Raw genomic sequence first — 15,424 nt, forward strand, 5'->3', positions numbered from 1 at the left:
AAAAAGCGATACTTTTTGAGTATCGCTTTTTTTTATTTTAATGGAAGTGATCTTCCTCGATTTCAAATTCGGCATCTTTTTCCCAAATTTCCATTTCGCAGGGTTTGCAGTTGAATTTTTAGTTTGTACTCCAATTCGCCTTGTTTCAATACTAATGGTTCTTTTACTTTAACGCCTACAATGTCTTTTTGATGTATCGGACATTTTTTTAATTCGTATTTGATACAGTATTTGGTTGTCATTACACGAGATTTTCCTGGATCCCATTGTAATTCGAATGCTTTTTCGATTTCGGTAACACCGTGGCGTTCGTAGAATTTACGAGCGACTTTGTTTGATACATTGTACATGAAATCAAGTTTAGTTTCAGGATACGGATGTGAGGTTTTTACTATTTGGTGTTCTTCGCGTTTGTAATTTTTTAAACGAATTTCGGTTAACTGATCATAAACGGTTCTTCGCATTTCGTTGATTTTAGAAATAGGAAGGAACCAGTTTTGAGAAAACATAATATTAATTTCATTAGCTGTATAAGGCGTGAAACCTGTTTTTGCTAATTGTGTTTTGATGTTTTCTTCGATTGATTCGCCAGTTTTTGTCTGCTCTTTTGTGTGTTCTAAATTTACGACGCTTACATTTCCGTCTTCGTCGGTTGCGATTAATTCGAAACCAGTTTCTGTTTCTGTAAGTAATAAAGTTGTGCTTAGTTTTCGAACGGCACTATCTTCTCTTTCCACAATTTTGATGAAAGCGAGCATCGTTATTTCTGTAGATGAAAGTTCCGTCTTTTACTTCTTTAAGGACGTTCGGGTAAATTTTACCGTTTTCGGCTTTGTTTACGTAGATTCCGTCGGCTTCGTTATTTTCGTTGATGAAACAAAGTCCGTCACCGTTGTTTAATAGTTCGCCATTTTCGATTTCGTAAGCGTTTCCAACAGTTCTAATTAATTTACCAATATATTGTCCTTTTGATTTTGGGCTTTCCCAAGAACCAATTGAGCTGTGTCTTTCGTTTACAAAATAATCCGTATAGCCGCGGTTGAAGGTTCTGTTTAAAGAAGAGTCAAAAGTATACGTACAAGTTCCAGAAGAAGCTTTCATGTATTTTTCGCTTCCGGCTCCTTCTAAATAGCTGTCTAGTTTTTGACGTAAATACGAAACGTTGTTTTTTACGTAAACGACATCTTTTAATCTTCCTTCAATTTTAAAAGAAACGATTCCGGCTTCAATAAGATTCGGAATCTGCTCTGAAATATCTAAATCTTTTATAGAAAGTAAGTGACTGTTTTTGATTAAAGTTTCTCCGTTTCCGTCGATAAGGTTATAGGGTAAACGGCAGTTTTGTGCGCAAGAGCCACGGTTCGCGCTGCGTTCTCCGTTAGCCACACTCATATAACAGTTTCCGCTAAAAGAAACACATAAAGCACCGGTTACGAAAAATTCTAATTCAACATCTGCCTCGTCGTATATTGTTTTAATTTGATGCAGGTTTAATTCTCGGGCTAAAACCACACGTTTGATTCCGGCATCTTTAAGGAATTTAATTTTATCGGCGTCACGATTATTGGCTTGTGTGCTGGCGTGAAGTACGATAGGAGGTAAGTCCATTTCCATAATCGCCATATCCTGAATAATCAAAGCATCGACACCAATGTCGTATAATTCCCAAATCATTGAGCGACACGTTTCAAGTTCGTTATCGTACAAAATGGTATTCATAACAACAAAAACCTGAGCATTAAATAAATGCGCATATTGTACTAAAGCGAGAACGTCTTCAATAGAATTGTTGGCGTTAGAACGTGCTCCAAATTGCGGCGCACCAATATAAACTGCATCGGCGCCACTATTTATGGCGTGCCATTCCTCCAATTAAATCTTTAGCAGGAGCTAATATTTCAATTTTCTTCTTCATTTTTAGAACTTTAGGCTTTTGTGGTATTCACGGAAAAAAGTGTGCAAAGTTCTTATAAATATTTCGAGTTTGCTAATGCTGAAGCGATTTTTTTGAAATTGTTAACTTAATATGGAATGATGATGAGTAAGATATTTTCTTATTGATGAATCTTATTAAATTTTACTCTTTCTGTATTGGAGAAATAAAATTTAAATCCGGTATGTTTTACCTCTATATCAAAATCTCTTTTGATTGAAAAATTTGTTTCAAAAATGGTTGCAAATACTATCTCTATGCTAAATAATAATCCTGCAATTATGTAAATGGTTATAAGTAGTGTTCGTTTTCGTCTTATTTTGGATATCGATTTGTTTATAAGAAATAATATTATTGAAACAGTTATAAAATAAAAAAGAAAATCAATTACGAATTCAATTATAAAGTATTGCTGAGCCATAGAAGTATGAAATGCTGGTGATTTATAGACTAAGGGAAATCCATACATAATGGCATCAGCTCCATCAACAATATCAGCAATCCACCATTTTGTAAAAAGTATAAAAAAGATAATTGCTAAAGGAAATGATAATCTTAAAATTGTTCTCATATTTTTTCCTGATCATTTCCCAAAGATATATTGTTTATGATTAGATTAATTGATAGGAAAATTAAATACAAATATATAGGATGCGAAACCAATTGAAGCCTGAATAGATTTACCTACTTTGGGCTGTGTATTTATAATATCAGATAATTAAAGAGTTAAAAAAGCTCCGTAAGTTAAATTCATTCGATGCTTTTTATTAAATTAAACGAAGTAAATCTAGGAATTCTTTTCAATTTGGCAAAACAAAAAAACTGCCCAATCCGAAGACTGAGCAGTTTTCCAAAAAAAAAGCATGAATCGTTTAGTTCGCTTTTATTTTAATTTGTGATAAAGTGTTTTGAATACTGTTTAATTGTTTTGAAACAATAGAAACTTGATTGTGTTCAAGGTGATTTTCTTCGAGTGCATTTTTATATTTTTCGATTGCAGACTTCTTCACCAGTTACGCAGGCATTAATAATTGCTTCTGTATCTCCGCCTGTAAAAGATGATTTAATATCAATCCAAGTTCTGTGTAAAGCTCCTAATGGTCCGCCTCCAGAAGTATCTGTCGATTTTCCTAATTTATTGATCTCGTCTTGTAACTCTACAATAAATAACGCTCTTTCACGTGCGTATTCCAGAAAATCAGTTTTCATTGCTGGATTTTCTACGTGTTCTGCAACATTTGTATATCCTAGTTTTCCGTCTTCTAGAATTGAAATTAATCCTTCTAAAGTTTTAACTGTTTCTTTTGTGGTTTCATCTGTATGTATCATGACTAATAGTTTTTAAATTAATACATTACAAAGTTGGCGATTATAAAGTGTTCTGTTTTACAGGATTGTACTTGTTGTTTTACAATATTGTGGAATGGGAATTTTGAAAGTTGTTTTTTATTTTATAAAGATGTAGGAGTTTTTTTGAAAATGAATCTTCTCGTTTTACGTTTTGCGTGAGGGATAGCAGTGGAAAGCCCACAGCCTGACGAAGGAAGTGCGAGGACTTGTAACGAATAGCCCGGCCCGGAGGGACACGCCCCTAATTTCTAAATGCTTTTTTGTTGTAACCTTTAGTTGATTGATGCCGTCAAAGCTTTCATCAATCAAACTAATAATCGCAAAATGAAAAAAATCTTAAGATCGTTTATTGTTCTATTTGTAATGGCTTGCTCGGGTTTGTCGGCGCAGAATTTAGAAAGTAGAATAGATAGTGTAATAAGTACAAAATTTAAACCTGAAATTCCCGGAGCTGGTTTTTTGGCTGTGAAAAACGGAAAAGTGGTTTACAGAAAAGCGTTTGGAATGGCAGATTTGGAATTGAATGTAAAAATGAAACCCGAGTTTATTTTTGAAATTGATTCTATGACGAAGCAGTTTACGGCTGTTTCTGTTTTAATGCTGGCTGAGGAAGGAAAGCTTAACTTGAATGATGAAATCACAAAGTTTATTCCCGATTATCCAACGAATGGGAATGTGATTACGATTCATCATTTGCTGACGCATACTTCAGGCATTAAGGATTTTACGAGTATGAAAGCAATAAAAAATATTGCCAGAGAGGATTTGTCTCCAAAAGAGTTGGTAGATTTTTTTAAAAACGAACCAATGGATTTTAAGCCCGGAGAACAGTATAAATATTGTAATTCTGGTTATGTGCTTTTAGGTTATATTATCGAAATTGTTTCTGGACAAACGTATCGTGATTTTATCACGGAACGTATTTTAGGAAATTAGGAATGGAGAATACGTCTTATGCAAGCCACGAGCGAATTATTAAAAACAGGGTTTCGGGTTATCGTGATAAGCAAGGTTATGTAAATACGAATTATATTAGCTTTTCTATTCCGTATGCTACGGGCGCAATCATGTCTAACGTTGATGATATGTTGAAATGGCAGAATGCGCTTAATGAGAATGTCTTATTAAGTTCTTCTTTTACCGAAAAAGCATTTACGAATTATAACTTAAATAACGGGACAAAAATTGATTATGGATATGGCTGGCATTTAGAAAAAGTGAAAAATAAAACCGTACGCGAACACGGCGGTAGTATTTTTGGATTTAAATCGATGGGAATTTACGAACCTTCGGAACAAATTTATGTGGTTGGTTTGAGTAACTGCGAATGTAATTCTCCAACGGCAATTACAACAGAGATTGCTTCACTGTTAATTGACTAATTAAAAAAGGGTGTTTTCGAAAAAACACCCTTTTAGTTTATTATTTATGATATTAAGCAGTCAAAGCTTCTTTGATTCTGCGTAATGCTTCTTTTAAAATTTCGTTGCTTGTTGCGTAAGAGAAACGAATACAATTTGGATTTCCAAAAGCGTCTCCGGTTACAGTTGCAACATTTGCTTCTGCTAAAAGATACATCGAAACGTCGTTTGCATCTTTAATTTCAGTTCCTCTTAATGTTTTTCCGAAGAAAGAAGAAACGTCTGGGAATACATAAAAAGCACCTTCTGGAACGTTGATTTTTACTCCTGGAATTTCTTTCAATAATCCAACAACTAAATCTCTACGACCGTGGAAAGCCTGAACCATTTCGTTTAATACACTTGGATCAGCATCTACAGCAGTAATTGTAGCGCGTTGTGCCACAGAGTTTGCTCCAGATGTTACTTGTCCTTGAATTTTTGTACACGCTTTTGCGATAAATTCAGGAGCACCAATATATCCAATTCTGTATCCTGTCATTGCGAATGCTTTTGCAACTCCGTTTACAGTAATTGTTTTTTCTAACATTCCCGGAATTGAACCGATACTGCAGAAAGTTCCAGAGAAATTAATGTGCTCATAAATTTCATCTGCAACTACGTAAATATTTGGGTGTTTTTCTAAAACTTTTGCAAGAGCTGTTAATTCTTCTCTGCTGTAAACAGAACCTGAAGGATTACAAGGAGAAGAAAACCACATCATTTTTGTTTTTGGCGTGATCGCGACTTCCAATTGTTCTGGAGTAATTTTGAAATCTGTTTCTACAGACGTTGGAACTTCAACAGGAACAGCCGCCAGATAATTTTACGATTTCGAAATAAGAAACCCAGTATGGTGCTGGTAAAATAACTTCGTCACCATCGTTTAACATTACTTGTGCAATATTGTATAAAGATTGTTTTGCACCTGTAGAAACTACGATTTGAGATGGTTTGTACTCTAAACCATTATCTCTTTTGAATTTTCTGCAGATTGCTTCTTTTAGATCTTGGTATCCATCAACTGGAGAATATGTGCTGTAATTATCGTCGATTGCTTTTTTTGCGGCTTCTTTAATAAAGTCAGGCGTATTGAAATCAGGCTCACCTAAACTTAAACTGATAATGTCTTTTCCTTGAGCTTTTAGTTCGCGAGCTAAAGCGACCATAGCTAATGTTTGTGAAGTCGCTAAGTTGTTGATTCTGTCCGAAAGAATATGATTCATTATAAAATTTTTGAATGTCCTTAATTTTCCACGCTAATTAAGGAAGGTTAATTATTAATAGATTTTTTTAGTTTAAACAGATAATTCAGGTTTCATTCCCAAGTCACGTAAATGCTTGAAGTGAGTCACGATAGCACTTCTCATTGTTTTATATTCGTAGTATGGTAAATTACATTCTTTTGCAGTTTCCTTTACGATTTTTGCAATTTTACCATAGTGAATATGACTAATATTTGGAAAAATATGATGTTCGATTTGGTGATTCAATCCGCCAGTGTACCAGTTTACAATTGCATTTTTTGGAGCAAAATTAGTTGTAGTATACAATTGGTGAACCGCCCATGTATTGTCCATTTCTCCTAATTCATTTGGAGAAGGATTTGTAGTTTCTTCAACAACGTGCGCTAATTGAAAAACAACACTCAAGATTAATCCAGCTGTATAGTGCATAACAAAAAATCCAATTAAAACTTTCCACCATGTAATTCCAATTACCATTGGCAATACAATCCAGATTGAAACGTAGATTACTTTTGTAATGATTAAAGTTGTCCAAAGGATTTTTGGGCTTTTTGGTTCTCCATAAGATAATTTTCTTTTAAGATAATTTCTCATTTGCTTAAAATCGGTTGTGATTGCCCAATTGAAAGTCAATAAACCATATAAGAAAACAGAATAGTAATGTTGAAAACGGTGGAAACTATGCCATTTTGCATCTTTTGTAAAACGGATAATTCTTCCTGCATCTAGATCTTCATCGTGACCTGGAATGTTTGTATACGTGTGATGAAGTACATTGTGCTGTACCTGCCAGTTGTAAACATTTCCAGCAAGAACATAAATTGTTCCTCCCATAAATTTATTGATCCAGCTTTTATTTGAATAGGAACCATGATTACCATCGTGCATAACATTCATTCCAACACCAGCCATTCCAATACCAATTACGATTGATAAAAGCAAGATTACCCAGAAAGGCATTTCTAATGTAAGGATTAAAAAATACGGAGTTAAAAAAACTGCGAATAGAATAACGGCTTTTAAGTGTAGCTTCCAGTTTCCAGTTTTCTGAATGTTATTTTCCTTAAAGTAATTGTTTACCCGTGAGTTAAGTGTTCTGAAAAATTTCAGATTGTCTTGCCTTGCAAATGTAGGTGCAGTGTTATTCATAATAAATTTAAATAGTTTTCAAAGGTAATTATTATAAATTCTCAATTTGCAAAATTGAGTTAAATATTTCAATCGTAAAGTAGTACTTTTGTTAAAAATTTACAGCAATGGATGAGATATTGAAATATTTTCCTGATTTGACCGATCTTCAAATCGAACAATTTCAAAAATTAGACTTTTTATACCACGATTGGAATGAGAAAATCAATGTGATTTCTCGTAAAGACATTGACTCCTTGTATACAAAACATATTTTACATTCTTTAGGAATTGCTAAAATCATGAAGTTTGAACCTGGAGCAACAGTTTTGGATGTTGGAACCGGAGGTGGTTTTCCTGGAATTCCGCTAGCTATTCTTTTTCCAGAAACGCGCTTTTATTTAATTGATGTTATTGCTAAAAAGATAAAAGTGGTTCAAGGTGTCGTTGATGCATTGGAATTAAAAAATGTAAAAGCAGAACAAAAACGCGCCGAATTGGTAAAAGGTGATTTCGATTTTATTGTAAGTCGTGCTGTAACCAATATGCCTGATTTTGTTTCTTGGATAAAAGATAAAATCAAAAAACAGCATAAACATACTTTGAAAAACGGAATCCTATATTTAAAAGGAGGAGATTTAGAAGAAGAATTAAAAGATTTTCCAAATGCGACTTTGTATGATTTAGCGGCATTATTTGATGATGAATTTTTTGAAACCAAAAAAAGTGGTGCATGTTCCTCTAAAATTTAAAGCTTAAATTCAGTATAAAATAAATAACCCGAAAGAATTCTTTCGGGTTATTTTTTGAATTAATAGTTTTACTATTAAGATGCTTTTCTAGAAAAGACTAAAAAAGGATTCGATTTAAGGTCTAAATTATCAATAAAATTATGAAGTGCATTTTCAGCTTCTTCATTACTATATTTAAATTCTGAATCAAAGAAAAATTCACGGCATAAAACAGGTTCATTAGATGAGTCGTATACTGCTTCATCAGTCTCGTCTAATTCAAGATTTCTATAAGTACAAGAATGGGAATGAACCAATTCTGTAATAACCTGACTGAACCAGTTATCAAATTTTTTCTTTTTGGAGTAATGTGGCGGGCAAGAAGAACAAGTCCAATAAGTTCACTTTGTAAAAAATAAGAACCCTTTCTATATCGAACATCAATCATTCTTACATTCATTAACGCAATCCATAAAACGCCATTTACTGAACCCGATGCAGGAAGGTTAAGATCAAGATCAAATAGCAATGGATTTGTCTGCTCTCGATTATTAACCGAGCACCAAAGCGCTTCAATTCTTTTTTGAGTATCATTTGTTGCAACTGTATAACCAGTAAAACGCCAGTAAATCCATTCTAGTAATGCCGCAGTCAATCCCATAGAAGCTTTGTGATTGATCTGCATTAAAAGATTTTCTAAATCTTCATTTCCTTCAATTGGATCTAGGAATTTATCAATTTTCTTTTTTGTCCAGCTAAAATCAATTGGGTGTCCAATACTTTTTGATTCCATTATTACCTTTGGAACATTGTTTAAATTTCTCATATTTTTTTCTTTTTGTTAAGTTGAATTTTATTGGACAAATTTAAAGTGGTGTTTTTTTTTTTAAAGGCACAAAAAGTTTTAAAAGTATCAGAATAAGCTTTTTGAGAGAGCTAGTTCACTGGAAATCAATAAAATAAGAAAAGTACTACAAAAAATAAATTCATTCGTTTTACAGAGTATTTTGTATGAATTCAAATGGAGATAAAATGCAAAAAGCCGAATCTTATTAAGATTCGGCTTTATATATTGAAACCTTTCCCGGCTATCGGGATGAAACAAAATTATCCTAAAAATGGATATCTGTAATCTTCTGGAGTTACAAAAGTTTCTTTAATTGTTCTTGGAGAAGCCCAACGTAGTAAGTTCAATGCAGAACCTGCTTTATCGTTAGTTCCAGAAGCTCTAGCGCCTCCAAATGGTCGCATTCCAACAACTGCTCCAGTTGGTTTGTCATTAATGTAGAAGTTACCAGCTGAATTTTGCAATTTCGTTGTTGCTACTTCAATAGCATAACGATCTTGGCTAAATACTGCTCCAGTTAAAGCATACTCAGAAGTAGTATCAACTAATTCTAAAGTTTCTTCCCATTTAGCATCTTCGTAAACATAAATAGTAATTACTGGTCCGAATAATTCGGTTGCCATTGTAGTATATTTAGGGTTTGTCGTTACAATAATAGTTGGCTCAATAAAGTATCCAACAGATTTATCGTAATTTCCACCAACAATGATTTCTGCATCAGCGTCTTTTTTAGCTTGGTCGATATAACTTGCTAATTTATCAAAAGAACCTTCGTGAATAACTGCTGTAATAAAGTTTCCAAAATCTTCAGGAGAACCCATTTTCATAGATTTTACATCAGCAATCAATTGTTCTTTTACAGCTGGCCATAAACTTTGCGGAATATAAGCTCTTGAAGCAACAGAACATTTTTGTCCTTGAAATTCAAAAGCACCGCGAGTAATTCCTGTAGCAACTTGTTTTACGTTTGCGCTTGGGTGTGCAATAATAAAATCTTTACCTCCAGTTTCACCAACGATTCTTGGATATGTTTTGTAATTGTGAATGTTTGCTCCAATTTTAGCCCAAATATCTTTAAATACATGAGTTGATCCTGTAAAGTGGATACCAGCAAAATCACGGCTTGCCAAAACAGTATCTGTAATCATTAAAGCATCTCCAAAAACTACATTGATAACTCCGTCAGGAACTCCAGCTTCTTTGAAAACATCGATAATGATTTTTGCAGAGAATACTTGGCTGTCACTTGGTTTCCAAACCACAACATTACCCATCATAGCAAGACTTGCAGGAAGGTTTGCAGCTGATAGCAGTAAAGTTAAAAGGAGTAATTGCATAAACAAAACCTTCTAAAGGTCTGTATTCTAAACGATTCCAAACAGTTGAATCTGATTTTGGCTGATCGTTGTAGATTTGAGTCATAAACTCAACATTATATCGTAAAAAGTCGATTAATTCGCAAGAAGCATCGATTTCTGCCTGGTGAATATTTTTAGATTGACCAATCATTGTAGCCGCGTTGATACGAGCTCTGTATGGTCCTGCGATAAGTTCTGCAGACTTTTAAGAAAATAGCGACACGTTGTTCCCATGCCATATCTGCCCATGCTTTTCTAGATTCTAGTGCATTAGCAATTGCTTTTTCAATATGTTGTTTTTCAGCTAAATGATATTTTCCAACTACGTGTTTGTGATCATGGGGAGCTGTAATGTTTCTTGTGTTTCCAGTTTTGATTTCTTCGCTTCCAATATATAAAGGAACGTCGATTTGAGAATTCCACAATGTAGTGTAAGTCTGCCTGAACAGTCGCTTTTTCTGGGGAGTTCGGTGCGTAGCTCTTTACAGGCTCGTTTACCGCTTTTGGTACATGAAAAAATCCTTTAAGCATGTTATTTAAAATTAGATTATTAGATAATTTAAATGTTAGAAAATTTGATTTGTTACGAATAATCTAACGGTGCACAAAAGTACAAAGGATAAATTAATAAATTGACAATTTTATGATTAAGATAACGATAAAAAAGATTGCTCGCAGGCGATGCCTTAATTTAAAGCAAAAGGAGCACACATTCTAAAAGTAGGAACAATTACTTTGAATGTTTTTGTTGTAGTAAAATTGATCATATTAAAATGACCTTTCATAGCACCATAAGGAGAGGATAATAAACAGCCTGAACTATAAGTGTGGTTTTCGCCAGGTTTTAAAACTGGTTTTTTACCAATTACACCTTCGCCGTCTACTACTTCTAAATCGTTTAGTGAATCGAAAATTTCCCAATGACGTGAAGTCAGTCGCACAGAATCTTTACTATGGTTTTCGATTGTAACTACATAACTAAAAGCAAAATGAATCTTGTAGTTTTTGAAGTAAGTACCTTCAAAACTAGTCAAAACAGATATTTTTATGCCTCTTGTTATCTGAGAAACCATACTAAAGCCGTATATATGTGAGTGTTATATGGCAAAGCTACAAAAAAAAATCATTTAATCTAGAACCTTAACATTTGTTTTAGTTGACTATATTGATAGAGTTAGCATTTCCCTTGCCAATAACACGCTGATAACGATCTGTTGCTTCTCTATAATAGACCAGAATTGTATACTCATTTTCAGTTTGATAAAAGTTTCCGTCGATAGCATTTTCGTAGTCTATAACCCCATTTTTATTGGCAACAGTGTATTGGAAATTTGTAAATCCCTGCTTAATCATAACGGCTTTTTCAAAAACTCCTTTGTCTGTATTATAATCCATTTTATATTCTGGCGAAAGGCTGTAATTATTGAACATTCCAGTAATATAAATGTCTTTGTTTAATCTGAAAGCAGGTGCCGAAAGTGTAAAATAAACCCATGCATAATCTGCTTCAATATCATTGTTAGAACCATTGATGTTTTTAACCACAAAGTTTCCGTTTACATCTTCGTAATTGGTATAAATCTGATTTCCTCTGGCCTGATTGGTGTACAAATAAGCATTATAAATATCATTATTAGAACCTACACGGCCAACATTATTATTTGTCGCCTGAATGTCTTTGTTTTCAAAATATAAAAACTCATTTCCGCCCCAGAATTGGGTTTCTTTGTCGTATTTATATACTAATTGATTTCCTATAGTGTATTGCGGTACAATATTTTTAATGGCAGTATTAAAATTTCCGTTTTGTAATAAAAGTACTTTTACGTTTTGTGTTGGAGTCTGAAAAGTAATATCGTTTGAAACAATCGCGAAGTCAATATTTTGTTTAAAATCAATATTGCTGAGGTTTCGGCTTCGTTTTACCTGAGCGACGACCGTAGAATGTTCTTCGTATAAAATGAACTTTCTAGAAAAAATAACTTCTTTATCTTCATTTAATATTTTTAGAATATAATTTCCTGAAAGCCTTATTTGTGTTGCAAATTGATTTGGAAATGGAAGTCGATAATGCGAATAAATTTGAAGGGTATTAAAAGAATTAGAATAATCTGTAATTCTCTGGCCGTCAAAACCGCTTAAATAATCTGTTTTCGGAATATCCGATGGTTTCCAGTTGTAATCACAATGAGTAACTTCAAAATAATAATTGGCTTCACTTGCAAATAAATCATCAAACTGGAACTCAAATGTTGAACCTAATGGAAATATAGGAACAACATTCCCGCCATTTTGAACAAAAGTAACGGTTTTGATATTGTACGGAGGAACTACTTCAGTTTGTATTTCTTGGGCTTTCGCCGAAGTAAAAATAAAAAGCAGAATAAAGCTTGTATATAAAAATTTTGACATCTCATTACGTTGTAAGATTGTAAATATAACAATTTTATATAACGAAAAAGAAGCGGTATTATTGGTTCGCCTATTACGAATTCAAAATGTATTCTAAATTTGCTTCAATTTCATCATTAATATAACTTTCTTCTAAAAGCGAATCAGACAGCAGTTTTTTATTTTCCTGCAATTTGATTATTTTCTCTTCTACCGTATTTTTAGAAATAAATCGTATAACGTTTACTTTATTCAACTGTCCAATTCGGTGCGCCCTTCCAACGCCTTGTTTTTCTGCGAAAGGATTCCACCAAGGATCCAAAAATAAAACATAAGAAGCTTTGGTAATATTTAAACCAACGCCTCCAGCTTTTAGTGAAATAAAAAATAATAAAGGATTTTCTTTTTCCTGAAATAAGTTTACCTGTTGCTCTCTTTTACCCGCAGGAGTTTCACCTGTAATTTCACAATATTCTATTTTATTTTCCCTGCACCAATCGGTATAAAACTTCAGGTTAGTAACAAATGAGCTGAAAATAATCACTTTTTGTTTTGCTTTGACTAAATTATCCAGATAATTAGTTGCCGCAATATATTTTCCAGAATCAATTTCAGATTCCTGATCTACCATTTTAGGATGGTTGCTCAATTGTCTTAATTTCATCAGCGTATTAATAATGCTGATTTTATCAGGACTTGAACCATCTGTTTTCAATAAAAAGTTACGAGCTTTAGATTTTTCTTTTTCGTATAATTTCTCCTGCTCAGGATCCATATCACAATAATAAATCTGCTCTGATAATTCGGGTAAATCTTTTAAAACCTGTTCTTTCGTTCGGCGTAAAATATAGGGCTGAACAAGATTTTTTAATTCAAATAAGCTGTTTTCGTCCTGTTTTTTCTCAATCGGAATTTTAAAATTTTCTGCAAAAAAATTATAAGTTCCTAGAATATCCGGATTTATAAACTGCATTTGCGACCATAAATCGTCAAGCGAATTTTCGATAGGAGTACCACTTAATGCAATTTTATGCGCAGTACTTATTTTGTTAATCGCCTTGAAAATCTTAGAATTTTTGTTTTTAATGTATTGACTTTCGTCTAAAATTAAATAGCGGAAATCATATTTTTCTAAAACCGAAATATCACGATGAATGATGCTGTAACTCGTAAAAATTAAATCGGTTGAAGCTAACCGATGCGCTAGTAATTTTCTGTCGTTCCCCACATACTGCATTTTTGAAAAGTGCGGTGTAAATTTTCCCGCTTCATTGTACCAGTTAAAAACCAATGAAGAAGGTAAAACAATCAAAGCTTTAAGCGGTTCTCTTTCTATGGTGGTTTCGTTTGCAAACAAATCAAAATTGCTGGTTCTGGTCGTAAAACCCAATTGTTCTTGTACGGCAACCAAAACGGCTAAAGTCTGCAATGTTTTACCAAGTCCCATATCATCAGCAAGACAGGCTCCTAAGTTGGAGTTGAAATGTCCTAAAAGCCATTTTACACCATCAATTTGATAAGGTCTCAAAGTTGCTTTTAGTAAATCTGAAGCTTTATATTCAGCTTTATAAGTAACATCGTCTTTAATTTCGGGAATGGCATCCAAAGCGGTAAAATTGCTTTTACGCAAAAGCGACTTTCCGTTTTCTGTTTTGGCCAATTTTGCCATAGAACCGTATTTGCTGAACCATTCTAACGGAATCAAAAAGTAATTTCCGTCAGGCAGTAAAAAGAGTCTTTCTTTACTTTTTATATTGGGAATAATTTCGCTGAAATTGATTGTGTAAGTCCCAATTGTAATGATTATTTTAATGTCAAACCAATCTTCTTTTGTTTCTTTTGCAGCTGAAATAGCATGGTTTTCAGTAACGATTTCTTTGCTTTCCAATTTTAGATTCTGAATTGTAAATCCTGAATTCTCCAGTTCTTCTTTATGATCTATAATAAATTGAATGTTGCTATAGGGATCGGGATTTTCAGTTTTTGAATTCAGTCCATAGAATTCATTTTTGATTATTGTTAAACCAAGCGAAGTTAATTTGTCTGTATATAAACTTTCGTCTGCATTTCTTTTAAATTGAATGATTTTAGGCTGATTGGCAATACTAAAATCAACAAACGAATGTGTTTTTTTTGTTTTAGAGGCATCAAACGAATAACCATTATAATCAAAATAAAGATTGAGATAATAACAGTTTTTGAAAAAGTCATGAACAGGCTGAATCGCGCATGAAATAATTTTATCGCGATTTTCGACTTCAAAACCTGTTGCTTCAATGTCTATTTTTTTGGCTATTTCTGGTATAAAGCTTTTGAAATAATCATCAACTAATTTTGATGGAATTTCGATTGATTTTTTTCTTTAAAAATGGAGAAAGCTTTTTTGCGTTTAAATCTTTTAACTGACCTAATTTTTTATTTACAATTAACCAGCCTGGTTCATCCAAAAGGATATCAACATTGCTGTTCATGGGTAAAAAAGAAGTTTCGTTTTCTTTTAAAGAAAGGGTATATGTTATTCCTTTAATATGTTTGTCAAATTGAATTTGAGGCTCAAAATAAAGCGGACTTACATCGACTCTTGAACGGTAAAAATCCTTTTCGGGTCCAATGTTTACACATAATGGAAATTGCTCTTGTACAATTAAAGCGAAAAAAGAGCTCAAGTTAAATTTTAGATGGTGCCGAATTGCAAAATCAATTTTAGAATCTTTTTGCAAATCAGTAATTGTCTTTGCCGATTTGATTTTGGCGCTGAATTTTTTAAAAATGAATTCAGGTTTTAAAGATTCACAGGCTGTGAGGATTCTTTTGGTGTTTGAATCCAGATTTTCAAAAACAAGTCCGAAACTTTCAAGTACGCCGGCAGTTGCTTTTTTGTCTAGATATTTGATTTCGGTTGTATTCTCAACAATATATGCTGTTGGAATAAAGGCATTCAGATTTTTTTCAAAACTGATGTCAAAACAAAATTGAAATGATTTTGAAGGTTTCAAGAGTAGGGTTTAGTTTTGATTTGGGAAGGCTTATAAATTAAAA

General features: G+C 33.1%; 9 protein-coding genes and 5 pseudogenes. 2 read left to right on the forward strand and 12 right to left on the reverse strand.

The features are described from left to right. Nucleotides 1–37 precede the first annotated feature (37 nt). The 3 genes and pseudogenes from ACZZ95_RS09615 to ACZZ95_RS09625 form a co-directional block, all read right to left on the reverse strand. Nucleotides 38–1,915: pseudogene (locus ACZZ95_RS09615) on the reverse strand (peptidase U32 family protein). Nucleotides 1,916–2,054: 139 nt separating this feature from the next. Further along, entirely contained in the window at nucleotides 2,055–2,504 is a 450-nt protein-coding gene (locus tag ACZZ95_RS09620; protein ID WP_463468861.1) for a hypothetical protein, read from the reverse strand. Nucleotides 2,505–2,914: 410 nt separating this feature from the next. Further along, entirely contained in the window at nucleotides 2,915–3,262 is a 348-nt protein-coding gene (locus ACZZ95_RS09625; protein WP_463468862.1) for a ferritin-like domain-containing protein, read from the reverse strand. Nucleotides 3,263–3,646: 384 nt separating this feature from the next. Here ACZZ95_RS09625 and ACZZ95_RS09630 point away from each other — a divergent pair. After that, nucleotides 3,647–4,665, forward strand: a pseudogene (locus ACZZ95_RS09630) (serine hydrolase domain-containing protein). A 52-nt stretch (nucleotides 4,666–4,717) separates the two neighbouring features. Here the strand turns inward: ACZZ95_RS09630 and ACZZ95_RS09635 are convergent. Beyond that, a pseudogene (locus tag ACZZ95_RS09635) lies at nucleotides 4,718–5,909 on the reverse strand (pyridoxal phosphate-dependent aminotransferase). A gap of 72 nt (nucleotides 5,910–5,981) precedes the next feature. Next, entirely contained in the window at nucleotides 5,982–7,079 is a 1,098-nt protein-coding gene (locus tag ACZZ95_RS09640; RefSeq protein WP_463468863.1) for a fatty acid desaturase family protein, read from the reverse strand. A gap of 107 nt (nucleotides 7,080–7,186) precedes the next feature. Between ACZZ95_RS09640 and rsmG the strand changes: the two are divergent. Further along, nucleotides 7,187–7,817 (forward strand): annotated as a pseudogene (gene rsmG, locus ACZZ95_RS09645) (16S rRNA (guanine(527)-N(7))-methyltransferase RsmG). Between the two features lie 67 nt (nucleotides 7,818–7,884). Here the strand turns inward: rsmG and ACZZ95_RS09650 are convergent. The 7 genes and pseudogenes from ACZZ95_RS09650 to ACZZ95_RS09680 form a co-directional block, all read right to left on the reverse strand. Continuing rightward, on the reverse strand, nucleotides 7,885–8,106 hold the full coding sequence (locus ACZZ95_RS09650; RefSeq protein WP_463468864.1) for a hypothetical protein: 222 nt from the start codon (nucleotides 8,104–8,106) through the stop codon (nucleotides 7,885–7,887). After that, nucleotides 8,064–8,615, reverse strand: coding sequence for a hypothetical protein (locus ACZZ95_RS09655; RefSeq protein ID WP_463468865.1), 552 nt, complete (start codon nucleotides 8,613–8,615; stop codon nucleotides 8,064–8,066). Before ACZZ95_RS09655 ends, ACZZ95_RS09650 begins: the two co-directional genes overlap by 43 nt. A 281-nt stretch (nucleotides 8,616–8,896) precedes the next feature. Next, nucleotides 8,897–10,525 (reverse strand): annotated as a pseudogene (gene pruA, locus ACZZ95_RS09660) (L-glutamate gamma-semialdehyde dehydrogenase). 155 nt (nucleotides 10,526–10,680) lie between these two features. After that, nucleotides 10,681–11,067 (reverse strand): Co2+/Mg2+ efflux protein ApaG, encoded by a 387-nt coding sequence (gene apaG, locus ACZZ95_RS09665; protein ID WP_463468866.1) that lies wholly within the window; start codon nucleotides 11,065–11,067, stop codon nucleotides 10,681–10,683. 79 nt (nucleotides 11,068–11,146) lie between these two features. Further along, the gene (locus tag ACZZ95_RS09670; protein WP_463468867.1) at nucleotides 11,147–12,406 is read right to left on the reverse strand and encodes a type IX secretion system plug protein; all 1,260 of its coding nucleotides are present in this window, start codon (nucleotides 12,404–12,406) and stop codon (nucleotides 11,147–11,149) included. Nucleotides 12,407–12,479: 73 nt separating this feature from the next. Further along, a complete protein-coding gene (locus ACZZ95_RS09675) occupies nucleotides 12,480–14,273 on the reverse strand; it encodes a DEAD/DEAH box helicase (protein WP_463468868.1) in 1,794 nt (597 codons plus the stop codon). Between the two features lie 436 nt (nucleotides 14,274–14,709). After that, nucleotides 14,710–15,381, reverse strand: a complete 672-nt coding sequence (locus ACZZ95_RS09680) for a hypothetical protein (RefSeq protein WP_463468869.1) — start codon at nucleotides 15,379–15,381, stop codon at nucleotides 14,710–14,712. Nucleotides 15,382–15,424 lie beyond the last annotated feature (43 nt).

This window comes from Flavobacterium sp. AC267, assembly GCF_979258715.1.

Coding starts and splice junctions, on each gene's coding strand:
- ACZZ95_RS09620 (WP_463468861.1), bottom strand. CDS start 2,504: ATGAGAACAATTTTAAGATTATCATTTCCTTTAGCAATTATCTTTTTT.
- ACZZ95_RS09655 (WP_463468865.1), bottom strand. CDS start 8,615: ATGAGAAATTTAAACAATGTTCCAAAGGTAATAATGGAATCAAAAAGT.
- ACZZ95_RS09625 (WP_463468862.1), bottom strand. CDS start 3,262: ATGATACATACAGATGAAACCACAAAAGAAACAGTTAAAACTTTAGAA.
- ACZZ95_RS09670 (WP_463468867.1), bottom strand. CDS start 12,406: ATGTCAAAATTTTTATATACAAGCTTTATTCTGCTTTTTATTTTTACT.
- apaG (WP_463468866.1), bottom strand. CDS start 11,067: ATGGTTTCTCAGATAACAAGAGGCATAAAAATATCTGTTTTGACTAGT.
- ACZZ95_RS09640 (WP_463468863.1), bottom strand. CDS start 7,079: ATGAATAACACTGCACCTACATTTGCAAGGCAAGACAATCTGAAATTT.